Origin of the sequence: Listeria sp. ILCC792 (assembly GCF_900186135.1) — a bacterium.
In the GTDB taxonomy this organism is placed as follows: Bacteria; Bacillota; Bacilli; order Lactobacillales; family Listeriaceae; genus Listeria; species Listeria goaensis.
In genome coordinates this window covers 87,318-103,269 of record NZ_FYBO01000006.1, presented here as the reverse complement: position 1 = coordinate 103,269, position 15,952 = coordinate 87,318, and the positions used below count along the sequence as shown (strand labels likewise).

17 protein-coding genes and 1 riboswitch are annotated in these 15,952 nt (G+C 41.7%); of the genes, 1 reads left to right on the top strand and 16 read right to left on the bottom strand.

What is annotated here, in order from left to right; all coding sequences use genetic code 11:
• Positions 1–103: 103 nt before the first annotated feature.
• From sufB to sufC, 5 genes are read right to left on the bottom strand one after another with little or no spacing between them, the layout of a single operon-like run.
• Positions 104–1,498 (bottom strand): Fe-S cluster assembly protein SufB, encoded by a 1,395-nt coding sequence (gene sufB / locus CFS60_RS08270; protein ID WP_088810342.1) that lies wholly within the window; start codon positions 1,496–1,498, stop codon positions 104–106.
• Between the two features lie 14 nt (positions 1,499–1,512).
• Complete coding sequence (gene sufU / locus CFS60_RS08265; RefSeq protein ID WP_088810341.1) at positions 1,513–1,953, bottom strand: Fe-S cluster assembly sulfur transfer protein SufU; 441 nt, start codon at positions 1,951–1,953, stop codon at positions 1,513–1,515.
• A complete protein-coding gene (locus CFS60_RS08260) occupies positions 1,950–3,176 on the bottom strand; it encodes a cysteine desulfurase (RefSeq protein WP_088825366.1) in 1,227 nt (408 codons plus the stop codon). Before CFS60_RS08260 ends, sufU begins: the two co-directional genes overlap by 4 nt.
• Positions 3,177–4,478: a Fe-S cluster assembly protein SufD gene (gene sufD, locus CFS60_RS08255; protein WP_088810339.1), complete on the bottom strand. Its 1,302-nt coding sequence runs from the start codon at positions 4,476–4,478 to the stop codon at positions 3,177–3,179.
• A 19-nt stretch (positions 4,479–4,497) separates the two neighbouring features.
• Positions 4,498–5,283, bottom strand: coding sequence for a Fe-S cluster assembly ATPase SufC (gene sufC / locus CFS60_RS08250; RefSeq protein ID WP_088815607.1), 786 nt, complete (start codon positions 5,281–5,283; stop codon positions 4,498–4,500).
• Between the two features lie 349 nt (positions 5,284–5,632).
• On the opposite strand from sufC, the gene CFS60_RS08245 reads away from it, so the two are divergent.
• Positions 5,633–6,691: a hypothetical protein gene (locus CFS60_RS08245; RefSeq protein WP_088815608.1), complete on the top strand. Its 1,059-nt coding sequence runs from the start codon at positions 5,633–5,635 to the stop codon at positions 6,689–6,691.
• Between the two features lie 43 nt (positions 6,692–6,734).
• Here the strand turns inward: CFS60_RS08245 and CFS60_RS08240 are convergent, their stop codons facing one another.
• The 11 genes from CFS60_RS08240 to CFS60_RS14055 form a co-directional block, all read right to left on the bottom strand.
• Entirely contained in the window at positions 6,735–7,541 is an 807-nt protein-coding gene (locus CFS60_RS08240; protein WP_088810336.1) for a MurR/RpiR family transcriptional regulator, read from the bottom strand.
• Positions 7,541–8,422 carry an ROK family protein gene (locus CFS60_RS08235; protein WP_088810389.1) on the bottom strand — a complete coding sequence of 294 codons (882 nt, stop codon included), beginning with the start codon at positions 8,420–8,422 and terminating at the stop codon, positions 7,541–7,543. Before CFS60_RS08235 ends, CFS60_RS08240 begins: the two co-directional genes overlap by 1 nt.
• A gap of 5 nt (positions 8,423–8,427) precedes the next feature.
• On the bottom strand, positions 8,428–8,871 hold the full coding sequence (locus CFS60_RS08230; protein ID WP_088815610.1) for a PTS sugar transporter subunit IIA: 444 nt from the start codon (positions 8,869–8,871) through the stop codon (positions 8,428–8,430).
• A complete protein-coding gene (locus CFS60_RS08225; RefSeq protein ID WP_088839073.1) occupies positions 8,858–9,526 on the bottom strand; it encodes an HAD family phosphatase in 669 nt (222 codons plus the stop codon). Before CFS60_RS08225 ends, CFS60_RS08230 begins: the two co-directional genes overlap by 14 nt.
• 60 nt (positions 9,527–9,586) lie before the next feature.
• Positions 9,587–10,993: a PTS mannitol transporter subunit IICB gene (locus CFS60_RS08220; RefSeq protein WP_088839072.1), complete on the bottom strand. Its 1,407-nt coding sequence runs from the start codon at positions 10,991–10,993 to the stop codon at positions 9,587–9,589.
• A 29-nt stretch (positions 10,994–11,022) separates the two neighbouring features.
• Positions 11,023–12,024 carry a Gfo/Idh/MocA family protein gene (locus tag CFS60_RS08215; protein WP_088810330.1) on the bottom strand — a complete coding sequence of 334 codons (1,002 nt, stop codon included), beginning with the start codon at positions 12,022–12,024 and terminating at the stop codon, positions 11,023–11,025.
• A gap of 1 nt (position 12,025) precedes the next feature.
• Positions 12,026–12,736 (bottom strand): N-acetylmannosamine-6-phosphate 2-epimerase, encoded by a 711-nt coding sequence (locus CFS60_RS08210; protein WP_088815614.1) that lies wholly within the window; start codon positions 12,734–12,736, stop codon positions 12,026–12,028.
• A 208-nt stretch (positions 12,737–12,944) separates the two neighbouring features.
• Positions 12,945–13,778: a MetQ/NlpA family ABC transporter substrate-binding protein gene (locus tag CFS60_RS08205; protein WP_088810326.1), complete on the bottom strand. Its 834-nt coding sequence runs from the start codon at positions 13,776–13,778 to the stop codon at positions 12,945–12,947.
• 17 nt (positions 13,779–13,795) lie between these two features.
• Positions 13,796–14,461, bottom strand: coding sequence for a methionine ABC transporter permease (locus CFS60_RS08200; RefSeq protein WP_088810325.1), 666 nt, complete (start codon positions 14,459–14,461; stop codon positions 13,796–13,798).
• Positions 14,458–15,480, bottom strand: a complete 1,023-nt coding sequence (locus tag CFS60_RS08195; protein ID WP_088810323.1) for a methionine ABC transporter ATP-binding protein — start codon at positions 15,478–15,480, stop codon at positions 14,458–14,460. Before CFS60_RS08195 ends, CFS60_RS08200 begins: the two co-directional genes overlap by 4 nt.
• Positions 15,481–15,559: 79 nt before the next feature.
• Positions 15,560–15,665: riboswitch (SAM riboswitch) on the bottom strand.
• A gap of 67 nt (positions 15,666–15,732) precedes the next feature.
• The gene (locus CFS60_RS14055) at positions 15,733–15,867 is read right to left on the bottom strand and encodes a hypothetical protein (RefSeq protein ID WP_255377318.1); all 135 of its coding nucleotides are present in this window, start codon (positions 15,865–15,867) and stop codon (positions 15,733–15,735) included.
• Positions 15,868–15,952 lie beyond the last annotated feature (85 nt).

Genomic DNA, 15,952 nt, shown 5'->3' with positions numbered 1-15,952 from the left:
TAAAAGTATAGCATGAAGTATATTTCAAGTGAAATAAGAATTCTATCTATGAAAAAAAACGGAAATAAAGCGAAAGTCGCTTCATTTCCGTTTCAATATTACCTTAACCAATCGATCCTTCCATCTCAAACTTAATCAAACGGTTCATTTCAACTGCGTATTCCATTGGCAGTTCTTTTGTGAATGGTTCGATGAAGCCCATGACGATCATTTCGGTTGCTTCGACTTCTGAAACGCCGCGGCTCATGAGATAGAAAAGTTGTTCTTCGGATACTTTGGATACTTTTGCTTCGTGCTCAAGGGAAATATTATTGTTTAAAATTTCGTTGTATGGAATCGTATCGGATGTCGATGCGTTGTCCATGATGAGCGTGTCACATTCGATATTTGAACGAGCGCCGTCCGCGTTACGGCCGAAATGGACGATGCCGCGATACGTTACGTTACCACCGTGTTTCGAGATGGATTTTGAAACGATTGTGCTCGATGTGTTTGGTGCCATGTGCATCATTTTTGCACCGGCATCTTGGCGTTGGCCACGACCGGCGATGGCGATGGAAAGTGTCATACCACGTGCGCCTTCTCCTCTAAGGTAACAAGACGGGTATTTCATTGTCAGCTTGGAACCGATGTTGCCATCAATCCATTCCATCGTGCCATTTTCTTCAACAAACGTCCGTTTCGTTACGAGGTTGTAGACGTTATTTGCCCAGTTTTGAATGGTAGTGTAACGGCAATAAGCACCTGGTTTTACGACGATTTCAACAACGGCCGAGTGAAGCGAGTTGGTCGTATAAACGGGGGCTGTACAGCCTTCCACGTAGTTGACGCTTGCGTTTTCGTCGACGATTATAAGCGTCCGCTCGAATTGTCCCATGTTCGGGGAATTAATTCGGAAGTAGGCTTGTAGTGGCGTGTCGATTTTAACGCCAGGTGGTACATAGATGAACGAACCTCCCGACCAAACGGCGGAGTTTAATGCAGCAAATTTATTGTCAGATGGTGGAATGACTTTCGCGAAGTATTCCTTGAAGATGTCTTCGTTTTCTTTTAGCGCGGTATCAGTATCTTTAAAGACGATGCCGAGTTCTTCCAAATCTTTTTTCATATTGTGGTAAACAACTTCGGATTCATACTGTGCGGATGCACCTGCCAAATATTTCTGTTCGGCTTCTGGAATGCCAAGTTTGTCGAATGTACGTTTAATTTCTTCTGGAACCTCGTCCCAAGATTGAACGGTTTGTTCAGAAGGTTTCACGTAATACGTGATGTCCTCGAAGTCTAGTTCTGAAAGGTCTCCGCCCCAAGTTGGCATCGGCATTTTGTAAAACTGTTCGAGCGATTTCAAACGGAAGTCGAGCATCCATTCGGGCTCTTCTTTAATTTTGGAAATTTCACGTACAACATCTTCCGTTAAACCGCGTTCTGTACGGAAAACGGACGTATCTTTATCATGGAATCCGTATTGGTATTCGCCAATATCTGGAATTTCAGTCATATTAAGTTCCTCCTTTAACGATTTTCGCTTTCGTGAATGGCCCGCTCCATGGCTTTCCATGCTAGGGTTGCACATTTAATTCGTGCTGGAAATTTTGCGACGCCTGCTAGGGCTTCCACGTCACCAAATTCATCTATCGCTTCATGTTCGTGTCCTTGGACCATTTCGGAAAACTGGTGAGACATTTCAAGCGCTTCGTCTTCCGTATGCCCAATGACACTTTCTGTCATCATGGAAGCACTTGCCATCGAAATGGAACATCCACTTCCCGTAAAGCTGGCAGCTGTAATTTTATTGTCATCTATTTTCAAGTGCAAATGAATTTCATCACCACATGTCGGGTTGTTTAAGTCTATTGTGACGTTTGACCCGGCTAACTCCCCTTTATTCCGAGGGTTCTTGTAGTGATCCATAATCACTTGTCTGTATAGACCGTCTAATTTGCGACTGCTCATAAGCCAAAATACTCCTTCGTTAACTTTAATCCTTGAATGAAAAGATCAATTTCTTCTTTTGTGTTATAAATATAGAAACTTGCGCGAGCCGTTGAGTTCACGCCAAGCCATTTCATGAGTGGTTGTGCACAGTGGTGCCCGGCCCGAACGGCGATACCTTCTTCGTCAAGGACTGTGGCAAGGTCGTGTGGATGAACGCCGTCCAAATTGAACGTCACAAGACCTGCGCGCTTATGCGCATCTAGCGAGCCGTAAATGGTAATGCCAGAAATTTTTTGCATTTCGGTGAGCGCATAGCTGACAAGCTCCTGCTCATATGCATGAACCGCATCCATGCCGATTTCTGTCAAATAATCCACCGCCGCACCAAGCGCAATTTGTCCGCCAATCGTTGGTGTGCCGGCTTCAAATTTCCACGGCAACTCTTTCCACGTCGAATCATACAGTTCAACGAAATCAATCATTTCGCCACCAAATTCAGTCGGCGCCATTTTTTCTAAAAGTGCTTTTTTCCCGTATAAAACGCCGGTTCCAGTTGGCGCCATCATTTTATGCCCTGAGAACGCATAGAAATCCACATCGAGCGCACCTACATCGACGGCCATGTGCGGAACGGCTTGCGCCCCGTCAACCACGATGACTGCCCCGTGACGATGCGCGATTTGAGCGATTTCAGAAATCGGCGTCACCGTACCGAGCACGTTTGAAACATGCGCCAAGGCGACAATTTTCGTTTTAGCGCCAATCACGGAAGCCGCTTTTTCAACAGAAATGGTTCCATCTTGTTCGAGTTCGATAAATTTCAGTGTCGCACCTGTGCGCTTTGCAAGCTGCTGCCACGGAATGAAGTTGCTGTGGTGTTCAAGATGTGAAATAACAATCTCGTCCCCGCTAGAAACATTCGCCGCCCCGTAGCTATCCGCTACCAAATTAAGTGCCGTCGTCGTACCACGCGTAAAAATAATTTCCTGCACATGGCTCGCCCCAATGAATGCCCGCACTTTCTCACGCGCACCCTCGTAAGCATCCGTTGCCCGGCCAGCAAGCGTATGCACACCGCGATGAACGTTCGCATTGTCTGCTTCATAATAATGCGTGAGCGCGTCAATAACCTGTTTCGGCTTTTGCGCAGTCGCCGCATTATCAAAGTAAACAAGCGGTTTTCCATTCACTTCCTGCTCAAGAATTTTAAAGTCAGAACGAATTTTGGCGAAATCTTTCATTTAGCGCACTTTCCCTTCGATAACTTCCTTCAGCATCACTTTCACGCCTTCAATTGGCAATTGCTTTACAACAGGATCAAGGAACCCGTGAATTACAAGGCGCTCCGCTTCCTGCTTCGAAATGCCGCGGCTCATCAAATAGAACAGTTGAACTGGGTCAACACGACCAACCGAAGCAGCGTGCCCCGCGACAACGTCATTCTCATCAATTAGGAGAATCGGATTCGCGTCACCACGCGCACCTTTACTCAGCATCAGAACACGCGACTCTTGCTGCGCATCAGACTTCGAAGCGCCGTGCTTAATATGTCCAATACCATTAAAAATCGTCGTCGCCTTATCTTTCATGACACCGTGGGATAAAATAGTCCCAGTGGAGGCTTTCCCGTAATGAGTCACTCTTGTCGTCACGTTTTGGGTCTGCTTGAAACGACCAACCGTCACCGTCTTCACATCGCCAGTTGAGCCATCACCCATCAAATTCGTGATATTTTCATTGATGGTGTCGCCGTCATTCATTAGACCAAGTGCCCATTCAATGGTTGAATCCGCACCAATATGACCGCGACGATTCATATACGTCGTAACACCTTTTGAAAGGTTGTCTACCGCACCAAATGTAATTCGCGCATTGCGATTCGCGATGACTTCCTCCACAATATTTGCAATTCCAGTGCCTTCCGCGTCAAGCGAAACATAGTTTTCCACGTAAGTCACCGAACTATTGTCGTCCGCCACAACTAAAACGTGATTAACGAGCGGTTTTTTCGCATCTTGTTGCACAAAAATCGTTTGAATTGGCTCACTGATTTCCACGTTCTTCGGCACGTATAAAAATACACCGCCATTCACAAGTGCCGCATGAAACGCCGTCAACTTATGTTCGTCTACTTGAACCGCTTCGTTCATAAAATATTGTTTAAAAAGATCTGGGTGTTCTTTGGCTGCCGTCACAATGTCCGTTAAAATAACGCCTTGTTCTTGCAGCTCCTTGCTAAGTTGTAATCTTGCCGGACGCGCATCCACTTGCACATAATAGTTCGCATCCGCTTTATTTAAATCAACCAAGTTGGTTACCTTTTCAGCTAAAGCTTCGTTTGAAAGCCCCGTACTAGCTCCTTCAAACGTATCAAACTCCGTAAAATTCCAGCGTTCAATCTTCGTTTTATCCACAAATGGCAAGTCAAGTTCACTTGCTAATTTCCAAGCTGCCAAGCGACTTTCGGTTAAAAAAGCTGGTTCGCTAGCATGTTCAGAAAAGGCGCGGATAAAATCATCCTTTACAATTACATTTTCTGTCATGATTTTAACCCCACTTTCCTTATTTTTCGACTACGTCTTCTTCCTCTTCGAATTCAATGCCAAGCTCTTGCTTAATCCAATCATAACCCTCTGCTTCTAAACGTTTAGCAAGTTCAGCGCCGCCTTCTTTCACGACTTTTCCTTGCATCATTACATGCACAAAATCAGGCTCGATATAGTTTAGTAAGCGCTGATAATGCGTGATAATCAGGCAGCCAAAACCTTCGCCGCGCATTGCATTGACGCCTTTTGAAACGACTTTAAGTGCATCAATATCAAGGCCCGAGTCAATCTCATCTAAAATCGCAATTTCAGGTTCAATCATAAGGAGTTGGAGAATTTCATTGCGTTTCTTTTCACCGCCAGAAAATCCTTCATTTAAATAGCGTTCAGCCATTTCTTCGTCCATATCTAAAAGTTCCATCTTCTCATCTAGTTTACGAATAAACTGCATAAGTGGAATTTCTTTTCCTTCTTCACGTCTGCTGTTAATCGCTGCGCGAATAAATTCAGCATTTGTAACGCCGCTAATTTCACTTGGGTATTGCATCGCTAAAAACAGACCAGCACGTGCGCGCTCATCGACTTCCATTTCGAGCACATCTTCTCCGTCTAGCGTAATACGTCCTTTTGTTACTTCATATTTAGGATGCCCCATAATCGCAGCCGAAAGTGTCGACTTCCCTGTACCGTTTGGCCCCATTATGGCATGAATTTCTCCAGTTGAAATTTCAAGGTTAACACCTTTTAAAATTTCTTTTCCTTCTATTTCAACGTATAAATCTTCAATCTTAAGTGTTGACATTCAAAATACCCTCCCCAGTTTGTTTTACATGCAATCTCGCATAGTCCTAGTTTAGTATAATTCTAATTTGATTACAACTATAAAAAACTGCACAGTTTATCTTCTATCCTTCATTTTACTATGAACAAGGCAATTTTTCCACCTCGGTTTAAATTATCATTTTTTACTTCTTATTTGAGAATTTATTCCTTATCTTTTAGTCGGAAATTCATTCTACCTACACAAAATTTCAATTTCATCAGAAAAAAGAGGTTGTCTAATAGGGTGTGATATGTTATCGTTAAGCTAACGTAATATTTTTGAAACAATACTTTAATTCTGTAATATTATTCATCGGAGGAGATTTTTTATGAAAAAAGTAATAATAGGTATCGGCCTACTATTGCTATTTCTCTCGTTACAAGGGTGCAGCTCTCCCAAGTCAGACTTTACAAATGCCATGAAAAAACTAAGTGCAAATAAACAATTTACAATAGATACCAAGGTCAAAGTTAATGAAGTATCTTCCAACTACACGGAGAAGCTTGGGATAAACGACTTAAATACAACAGAAGTAGACTTAAAAATTTCTGCTGATACAATGCTTCAAACTTCTGGAATGGACGCCAATGTGCACTGGAGCAATTATTCACTGCATGTTCAGTCGCTCCAAAATAACCGTAACGGACTCATTTATATTCCAGTTGATATTTTCTACACAATCGACCCAAATATTGAAGATGCGCTAGGCCAAACGTCTAAACAAGTCTATCACACTGTTTTGGATAAAAATGAAGATTTGCAAGGAAAATATCTTGATTTTTACTCTGCTCTACAAAATATTTCCAACCAACCAATTGATAAAAAAACGGTTCAAAAACAAGCGAAACAAATCAATGAGTTGGAAAAAGAAACCGGTATTGCTTTATATGAATTTATGAACCAACTGGATGATGACCGCTTTAAAACAAATGAAGATGGTACGGTTGAAATTTCTATCCATAAAGAAGATTTCGTCACCTTATCCGATAAGCTACTTACAGCTTGGGATAAAAACAACGCCATTGTAAACCTTCTCTCGGGACAAAACGATGAGTCGACAATCACTGCAAAAAAAGAATGGCAAAACTATCAAAATAGCGTGCGCGCTTATTTTAAAAAGCTAAATGCTGACAAAAATCGCAAACTAGACATTCGTATGAAACTTGTACCCGACTCGGACTATGGGATTAGCAAACTAACGCTCGACACGGATTATGAAAACAAAGCGAACAATGATCATTTTAATATAACGACTGAATTAAATTGGTTACCATACGAAAAAGTACCTGCCATTCCGTCAAGCGATGAAATCGTCACAAAGAAAGAGCTTGATAAAGTCATCTCAGATGGATTAAAATCGTATTTGCAAATTGAAAATAATAAATAGCACTAAAAAACGCGCTTTCGATTTTACGAAAGCGCGTTTTTTTTTAATAGAACTCTTTGTTGACGGTATGGATTGTTTTTTCCATATTTTCATGCATTTTATGGTCTTCGAGTAGCATAAGGGAAATAATGTCCATCACATACATAAGCGAAAACTGACTATTGACAAAATATTGGTTGCTCACAAAAAGGCTGTTGTAGACTGGAATGTTAATGTCGCTAAGCTCGACCATTTCATTTTTTTCAAAACTCGTGAACGTAATGATCTTGCTGCCGTTTTCTTTTGCTTTTTTTAGCGTGCTAATGAGTTCGCTCGTGTTGCCGGAATTTGAAATCCCGATTACAATATCGGAAGGCTTCGTAATCGCGCCCGTAATAATCATCATGTGTGACTCATTGAGACCTGTTGCGTTTAACCCCATGCGAATGAAGCGTTGCGACATTTCGATGGCCGTAAGTCCGGAGCTACCTAAGCCACAAATATAGACACGTCCAGCTTCACGAATTAAATTAACGACTTTGCGAATTTCAGCTTTATCAATCATTTTCACTGTATTGTCAATCACTTTATGATAAAACGAATACACATCTTCAAAAATATCTTCATAACCCGCTGGTGGCAAATCTGTTGTCGCCGTGTTGATTTTTATTTTCAAATCAACAAAACTTTCACAGCCAAGCCGCTTACAAAAACGTGTAATTGTCGCGCTTGACGCTCCCGTTTTCTTCGACAAATTCGTAATCGTAATATTTTTAATCGAGTTGCTTTCCTCCAAAATATATTTAGCAATTTTCCGCTCTTTTAAAGGTAAAACATTATACATTTGCTGGATTTTCTGCAAAATATTCATCACACACGACCTTCTCTACTTAAAAAATGGTAAAGCGCCCCGACCATGCCCGCTTCATTCCCAAGCGTTGCAAACTCGATTTTTGCCGTGTTAAATGAATCAGACACTAACTGGTCTAAAACGGCCGTTTCAATTCGAGGTTTAAAATATGTTTTTTGTTCCATAATGCCACCGCCTAAAATGATAACTTCAGGATTTAAAACATAAATTAAATTTACAAGACCCGCTGCCAGATTGCAAATCCAAACATCGACAATCTTTTGAATTTCACTATCGCCGTTTAGCGCGCGTTTCATAATTGATTTCCCCGTCAAATTAACCTCACCCGTTACCAAACTCGCTTGCCGAATGAGTTCGCTTGTTGCCGCAAGTTCTTGGAAATGCTTGCCATTAACGCCCATATATCCAATTTCGAGAGCACGGTTTGAAGCGCCGCGAAGCAATTTGCCGTCTGCTAAAAAGGCGCCGCCAATACCCGTGCCAATCGTCAAACATAAAACGGACTTGAAATTTTTAGCGCCCCCTAAATAAAACTCACCAAGCGCCGCACAATTCACATCATTTTCAACTTGGCATGACAATTGATACGCCTCTTCAATTCGCTCTTTTATTTTCGTCCCCGTATACCCCGGAATCGTGTAGCCCGCATAACTAATTTCGCCGCGCTCCGTATCCACAACGCCTGCAGACGAAACCGCAACGCCCGAAATCCCGACCTTATTTTTAGCCACAATGTCTAGCACAGCTTCCATAATAAAATTTTCCGTCTTCGTCAGTCTCGTTTGCACCATTTGAACCGGCGTAAGACGCTCACCCGACTCACTAAACTTCGCAAACTTAATAGCCGTACCACCAATATCCATACACAAATATTCCGCCACAATCGTCACCCCTCTGTAAGCACCTCATAAAAGGCCGCTTCCGTTTTGGCATCAATTAACCGCAAAACACGCTCCTCCTCCATAAGCACCTCCGCAAGTTCCCCGAGCAGCTCCAAATGGTCGTCCGCACTCGTTGCCGCAAGCGTAATCACAAGTTTTACCGGATCAAACATTTCACTGCCAAACACAACCCCTTCTTTCATTGTAGAAAAAGTGAGTCCTGCTTCATTCACCCCAAATTCCGGCCTAGCATGTGCGAGAGCGACATTTTTGGCAATCACAATATAAGGTCCGTTTTCGTGCATTGAACGAATCATTGCTTCGACGTACGAAGCTTCAATGGCGCCTCTTGCTAAAAGTTTTTCAGCAGATTTTCGGATTGCCTCTTCAAAGTTTTCTGCCGAAACACCAATTTCAATATCCTCAAGCTTTACATTATCCATTAACAATTTTATCCACCTCTTTTTTCAACTGACCTACATGTAATTGTGCTAAAGAATCAATGATTTGATAATGGGGAGTTAAATCACTGTATTTGGTCACCTCATTTGGCACAACAATGACCGGCATACCCGCCTGATTTCCCGCAATAAGTCCATTTTTCGAATCCTCAATGATAACCGCCTCGCCAGGTTCAACCGCGAGCTGCCTAGACGCCTCTAAAAACAAGTCAGGCGCCGGCTTAATTCGCTCCACATCCTCCGCCGTAACAATGACATCAAAATAATCGATTAAGCCCAAACGCGTCAAATGCGAAGTCGGCTTTGCCCGCTTAGATGATGTAGCTAAAGCCAATTTCAAGCCGTACTCTTTCACCGCTTCAATAAAAGCACCCACCCCTTCTTTAGGCGGCAATGCTTTACTTCTTTCCAAAAAAAGCGCGCTTGTTTCTTTGGCGAATACCTCTTGATTTACCGTCATATTTTTTTCATGTGCAAGTTTTTGAAAGAACGCTTGATCATTTGCGCCTACACAAATTAAAAATTCCTCAACAGATACATCATAATCGAGCTCTTTTTTGAACCATTCTTGAAAAATCTCATACCAGATTACTTCTGTATCAACGATTACCCCGTCAAAATCCATAATGACCGCTTTTAGCATAATTTCCCTCCTAGAAACAGATAAAATTTGGAAGGAAAACGTATTTTCCTCCCAAATCAGTTATTTTTCTTTGCGACTATCTACTAAGTTTTGAATGAGTTCCGCATATTCTGGCGCGTTCAAGTAGTCCACTATTTCCACATAATAAACGCCCGGCTGTTTCTCGCGCACTCGTTCCATCAGTGATTTATGTGTCACGATGATATCACACTCTGTCGGCAATTCATTTACCGCAATATGGAATACTTTGATGTCATCTAAACCTGCATTTTTCACTTTTTTCTGTAGAACAGAGGCTCCCATTGCGCTAGAACCCAAGCCGGCATCACATGCATAAGCGATCCTTTTCACCTTACTAAAATCAAAACTTGCTGGTTCTTTTTCGGCAAACACGGATGAAATACTGCTTTTTTTACCTTTCAAGCTTTCCATTTGCACAGCTGCTTCTTGCAAGGCTTCTTCACTGTTTTTCGCGCGTTTGATGAACGGAATAGCAGTTAAGAATGTGACAAGCGCCGCCGCTAGAACCGCAATAATGATTTTAATATGGTCACCAGGCGCTGCCATCATCATGATGGTGATGATACTTCCAGGCGAAGCGACACCAACAAGGCCAGCATTTGTCATCGTTAAAATGAAAGTCCCCGTCATGCCACCTAAAATGAGCGGCAGGATAAGAACGGGATTCATTAGGACGAACGGGAAATAAATTTCGTGAATCCCGCCGAAGAAGTGGATGACACTTGCCCCGTAAGACGATGCTCGCGAACTCCCTTTTCCAAAAAACATATAGCCTAGTAAAATGCCTAAACCTGGTCCTGGATTAGACTCCAGTAGATATAAGACTGATTTTCCTGTTTCGGCTAATTGTAAGGTTGCGAGTGGACTTAATATACCTTGACCGATGGCGTTGTTTAAGAATAATATTTTGGCCGGCTCGATAATGAGTGCGGTTAGTGGCAAGAGGTGATAGTTGATAAGGTAATCCACACCTTCTGCTAAAACTGTTGTCACGCTTGCTACGGCTGGCGCCACCACCACGTATGCAAATAAAGCAAGAGCGGCTCCGATAATTCCAATTGAAAAGTTATTGATTAATAGTTCAAAACCGGTTGGAATTTTCCCGTCAATTTTTTCATCAAATTTTTTGAGAATCCAAGCTGAAAGTGGTCCCATAATCATTGCGCCAATGAACATTGTAATATCTGAACTAATAATTGCTCCCATCGTTGCTACAGTTGCGATAACACCACCACGGTAGCCATGAACAGCACGACCACCTGCGAAAGCAATGAGTAATGGTAGCAAGAAATTAAGCATTGGTGCGATAAAGCTTTTGAGCATTTCACTTCCGGTTGCAACGCCGATAGCGGTTAAAATCCCCCAAGCCATAAATGCCCCGAGATTCGGAATCACCATGCCGCTCAGCTTACTTCCAAACTTTTGAACTTTCATATGAATGGACATTTAAATCCCCCTTTCCAAACGTACCTTTCTTAAAGTTCTACTTCTTTTCCTTCTTTGATAGACCTTTCGATTGCATCTACTACGCGCAGTGAGTCAAGCGCTTCTTTTGGTGTAATAATGGATTTTGTACCGCTAACAACATTGTTTACAAAAGCCATGACTTCCTCTGCCAAATCGCCGCTAACTTCTCCGTTCGTGTAGTACCAATGTCTTGAATCAGGATAGGAAACACCTTCACCGCTTACAAATTTCACACCTTGATCACAAGAATCGATGTAAGCAACTCCTTTTGTCCCAACTAACTCTAATTTATCATCAATAATCGTTGGCGAGTTTTCTGGCAACACCCAACAGGCTTCTAGACACGCAATGGCGCCATTTTCATACGTGACAATCGCATAAATAACATCATTCATACCACTTTCTTTTAAAAGCACACTACGACTTTTGGCAAAAACTTTGACCGGATTAGCATTCATATACCAGTTAATATAGTCAATGTCATGAATCATAACATGCATACTAAGGTCAGATGCACCTATGTAACGTTTAGGTCCCGTTATCGGACTGTTACGGCGACAATAAAGATGGATAATATCGCCTAGTTCCCCGCTATCTAGGCGCTGTTTGACCATATTGAAGCGTGGATCAAATCTTAGTAAGAAACCAACTGTAAATACTTTATCGTAATCTTTCGTAATTTCATAAATGGCTTCCCCGTCTTCGAGTTCTTTTGCAATTGGCTTCTCAAGCAAAATATGTTTGTTGTTTTTAACTGCTAATTCAACACATTCCCGGTGCATGTTATCTGGTAGGACGATACTCACTGCATCAATTTCCGGGTTTTCTAATAAATCGCGGTATTCTTTGTAGCCTTTGCAGTTGAATTTCTTTTCAGCTTCAGCGCGTTTCTCATCGTTATACTCGCAGATGGCAACCAATTCGACTTGTGGTAACTTCTGGTAAATTTCCGCGTGATAACTTCCCATTTGACCAATCCCGATTACGGCAACTTTTACTTTTTGTTCCATTTTAAACTTCCTCTCCTTTTACTTGTTTAATGGATGCAATGAATCGTTCTGTAATTTCTTTTGGACGCGTGATGGCCCCGCCGACAACGACTGCTCTTGCGCCAAGTTCGAGCACTTTTTCCGCTTTTTCTGGCGTGTCTATCTTCCCTTCTGCGATAACAGGCAATTGGGTATGCGACAAGACGCTTTTTAAATAGGCAAATTCATTGTGGCTAATGTTACAGCCTGCTGTTTCTTGCGTATAGCCATGCAGCGTAGTCCCAATGATGTCTACACCTGCTTGTTCTGCAAAAGCAACATCTTGCAAGCTTGCGGTATCGCCCATAATAAGTACGTCTGGAAACTCCCTTTTAACCACCTGAATGATGTCTTTAAGGGTTTCGCTTTGTGGGCGTTTTCGCGTGGTTGCATCTAGGGCAAGAACTGCTACGCCGAGTTCACAAATCGCGCGTGCTTCTTTTAAAGTTGGTGTAATAAAAACTTCAGAATTTGGATAATCTTGTTTAAAAATACCGATAATTGGTAAGTCTACTTCTTTCTGAATCGCTTTAATGTCTGATACTGTGTTTGCTCGAATCCCTACTGCTCCACCTTCTAACGCGGCTTGTGCCATTTTTGACATGATATATGAGCTATAAAGGGGCTCTCCTTTTAGAGCTTGACAGGAAACAATCAATCCTCCTTTAACTTGTTGTAAAAAATCATTCATCATGGTATTCTCCTCCTTCTCGGTCTTCTGCTTCTTTTTATATAAAGTATGCGCTTTCAAATAGAATATACTATAGAAAAATAATTTTATCAATATCATAAAACGAAAATAATTTTCATTTCACTTTAAAAAGAATGGCCCTAGTTGGGCTAAAAAAATTTAAAATTTTTTATAAAAAAGGCATTGCCAAATTGGCAATGCCTTTTAACGTTTATTTATCAACAGGAACTACAGCGCCGTCCCATTCTTTTGTAATCCAATCTTGGATTTCTTTTGAGTGGAGAACTTCAACAAGTTTTTTCACGTTTTTGTTGTCTTTATTTTTTTCTTGTGTTACCACGATATTTGCATAAGGCGAATCTTTGCTTTCAATTGCAATCGCATCTTTTGTAGGGTTTAAGCCTTGGTCAACTACAAAGTTTGAGTTGATTGCAACCGCATCGCCTTCCTCATTGTTATACGCAGTCATCAAGTAAGCTGGATCTAAATCATATTTGAATTTCAAGTTTTTCGGATTGTCCTTAATATCATCAAATGTTGCATCTTGCGCTTTTACGCCATCTTTTAACGTCAACAAGCCTTCATCAACAAAAATGCCGATAACACGTGGCCAGTCAGATTGACTGTTAGAAAGTAAAATTTGCGCGCCGTCTTTTAAATCTTTTAAGTCTTTTACTTTTTTGGAATAAATGCCCATTGGCTCAATATGAATTGCACCAACATCAGCAAATTTATAACCTTTTTCTTTTTCTTCAAGTTCTAAGTAAGGTTTATGTTGGAAATAATTGGCATCAAGTTCACCTTCATCGAGTGCTTTATTTGGCATTACGTAGTCGGTATACTTGACGATTTTAAGCTCAATTCCTTCTTTCTTCAAAATTGGCTTCGCTTGCTCCAAAATTTGCGCATGAGGCGTGTTGGAAGCACCAACGATTAACTCCTTACCATCAGAACTAGATGACTTTTTATCAGAAGAACCACTGCCGCAAGCGGCTAAAACTAAAACTAAGCTAAAAACAAAAATTGCACCAAAGATTTTTTTCATGTTAAACTCTCCTTTTTTTATCTTTTATCGACTGCCTTCGTGAGTAAATCGCCGATGATTTGGAAGATGAATACGATGATTAAAATGATAATTGTCGCAACTATCGTGACATCAGGTTGATTTCGCTGGAAACCTTCTAAGTATGCGGCGTTTCCAAGTCCGCCTGCTCCGATTACACCTGCCATCGCCGTAAAACCAACAAGCGAAATCGCTGTGACGGTAATACCTGAAACGATAGCTGGCAAAGCTTCCGGAATTAAAACTTTACCGATGATGGTGAAAAGATTTGCGCCCATCGCTTTAGCTGCCTCAATTACACCTTTATCTACTTCTCTAAAAGCAATTTCTACCATGCGGGCATAGAATGGTGCAGCAGAAATAATTAAAGCGGGTAGTGCGGCTTTTGGTCCAATAATCGTTCCAACGAGCGTTTTTGTCATTGGTAAAAGTAGCACGATTAGGATAATGAATGGAATCGATCGGAATACGTTTACGAGTATTGCTGTAATCCAATATAAAATTTTGGCAGGCATTCCTTCATTTCGATTCGTTAAAAAGAGCAATAAGCCGAGTAAAATACCAAGTATGAAAACAGCAACTAAAGAATAAAGTGTCATGTAGAGCGTTTCTTGCGTGTAGCCCCACATCAGTTGCCAGTCAACGTCTGGGAAGAGTTCCTTCATCCTTCAATCACCTCTGTTTCAATCTTCAAGTCGCGTAAATGCTGAATCGTATTTTCAATTTCCGCGTCGCTACCTTCAATTTGCACGTAAAGCGTCCCGTAAGCGCCGTTTTGCGTTTGCGTTAAGCTTCCGTGAAGCACGTTTAGCGACACATCATGTTGTTTTGCGACTTCCGAAATGACCGGCCTTGTCGCATTTTCACTCATGAAGAGCAGTTTAACGAGCTTGCCTTCCGAATAGTTTTCAAGCAGTAGGTGAATTAATTCTTCCGTTTCATCTGATTCTGTGACTTGTTCAATGAACCGCTTCGTCACAGGCTGTTTCGGATGTTTGAAAACGTCTAAAACGTCGCCTAACTCAACCACTTTCCCAGCCTCCATAACGGCAACTCGGTTACAAATTTTACGAATAACGTGCATTTCATGTGTAATAACGATAATCGTCAAATTTAAACGCTTGTTAATATCTAGTAGGAGCTCTAAGACTTCATCAGTCGTTTGCGGATCAAGTGCGCTTGTCGCTTCATCACAAAGTAGTACAGTTGGGTCGTTAGCCAGTGCCCTCGCAATTCCAACGCGCTGTTTTTGTCCACCGCTCAGTTCCGACGGGTAAGCATCTTCTTTACCCTCAAGTCCGACTAAACGGATAAGTTCGTTCACACGATTTTTTCGTTTTTGTCCGCGTACGCCTGCAATTTCTAGTGGGAACGCAATGTTGTCAAAAACGGTTCGCGACCATAGCAAATTGAAATGCTGAAAAATCATCCCAATTTTTTGCCGAGCCTTCCGAAGTTCTCTCCCGCGGATTTGGCTTACTACCTTGCCGTTTACGTCAACTTGTCCTGCTGTTGGAAGTTCCAAACCATTGAACAGTCGAATCAGACTACTTTTCCCCGCGCCAGAGTAACCGATGACACCGAAAATCTCGCCTTCTGCAATTTCCAAGCTAACGTCATCGACCGCCCGCACTTTATTTTTTCTTGTCGCATAATCTTTTACCACATTTTGGAGTGTTATCATTCGCTTCACCTTTTTCTCTCAATGTAAAAAGCCTTCCTGCATGAGCAGAAAGGCACGAATTTAGCGTTGTACGACTTTCTTCTCATCTTTCAGAACCAATCTGTTCTGTATGAATTAGCACCTTAAGTGTTTACTTAGGTTGCTGGGCTTCGTCGGGCATATCCCTCCACCACTCTGGATAAGAATTAAATTATAATTGGCGCGCTTGAAACGCGTCCTGTTTTTTCATATTACATTTAGAACGCTGTTTTGTCAACAGTAAATTTCAGATTTATGTATCGAGGAAATGCTTTCGGATAATCCGGGGCTCGTTTGATAAGTATAATAAAAGACAGCAATGACCGTTAAAATAGCAATCGACATAATAAAAAAGCTTTTCTTTGTCATTTTTTCCCCTCCTAGCTTAAATTTTACTTCCTTAAGCTAAAAACGCGGGAAAGAAATGGGAAAGAAAAGCTAAAGATTGAATCAA

What these genes read in the sequence shown, in the direction of transcription:
- sufB (WP_088810342.1), bottom strand. Translation starts at nt 1,498, where the DNA reads ATGACTGAAATTCCAGATATTGGCGAATACCAATACGGATTCCATGAT.
- sufU (WP_088810341.1), bottom strand. Translation starts at nt 1,953, where the DNA reads ATGAGCAGTCGCAAATTAGACGGTCTATACAGACAAGTGATTATGGAT.
- CFS60_RS08260 (WP_088825366.1), bottom strand. Translation starts at nt 3,176, where the DNA reads ATGAAAGATTTCGCCAAAATTCGTTCTGACTTTAAAATTCTTGAGCAG.
- sufD (WP_088810339.1), bottom strand. Translation starts at nt 4,478, where the DNA reads ATGACAGAAAATGTAATTGTAAAGGATGATTTTATCCGCGCCTTTTCT.
- sufC (WP_088815607.1), bottom strand. Translation starts at nt 5,283, where the DNA reads ATGTCAACACTTAAGATTGAAGATTTATACGTTGAAATAGAAGGAAAA.
- CFS60_RS08245 (WP_088815608.1), top strand. Translation starts at nt 5,633, where the DNA reads ATGAAAAAAGTAATAATAGGTATCGGCCTACTATTGCTATTTCTCTCG.
- CFS60_RS08240 (WP_088810336.1), bottom strand. Translation starts at nt 7,541, where the DNA reads ATGAATATTTTGCAGAAAATCCAGCAAATGTATAATGTTTTACCTTTA.
- CFS60_RS08225 (WP_088839073.1), bottom strand. Translation starts at nt 9,526, where the DNA reads ATGCTAAAAGCGGTCATTATGGATTTTGACGGGGTAATCGTTGATACA.
- CFS60_RS08220 (WP_088839072.1), bottom strand. Translation starts at nt 10,993, where the DNA reads ATGTCCATTCATATGAAAGTTCAAAAGTTTGGAAGTAAGCTGAGCGGC.
- CFS60_RS08215 (WP_088810330.1), bottom strand. Translation starts at nt 12,024, where the DNA reads ATGGAACAAAAAGTAAAAGTTGCCGTAATCGGGATTGGTCAAATGGGA.
- CFS60_RS08210 (WP_088815614.1), bottom strand. Translation starts at nt 12,736, where the DNA reads ATGATGAATGATTTTTTACAACAAGTTAAAGGAGGATTGATTGTTTCC.
- CFS60_RS08205 (WP_088810326.1), bottom strand. Translation starts at nt 13,778, where the DNA reads ATGAAAAAAATCTTTGGTGCAATTTTTGTTTTTAGCTTAGTTTTAGTT.
- CFS60_RS08200 (WP_088810325.1), bottom strand. Translation starts at nt 14,461, where the DNA reads ATGAAGGAACTCTTCCCAGACGTTGACTGGCAACTGATGTGGGGCTAC.
- CFS60_RS08195 (WP_088810323.1), bottom strand. Translation starts at nt 15,480, where the DNA reads ATGATAACACTCCAAAATGTGGTAAAAGATTATGCGACAAGAAAAAAT.
- CFS60_RS14055 (WP_255377318.1), bottom strand. Translation starts at nt 15,867, where the DNA reads ATGACAAAGAAAAGCTTTTTTATTATGTCGATTGCTATTTTAACGGTC.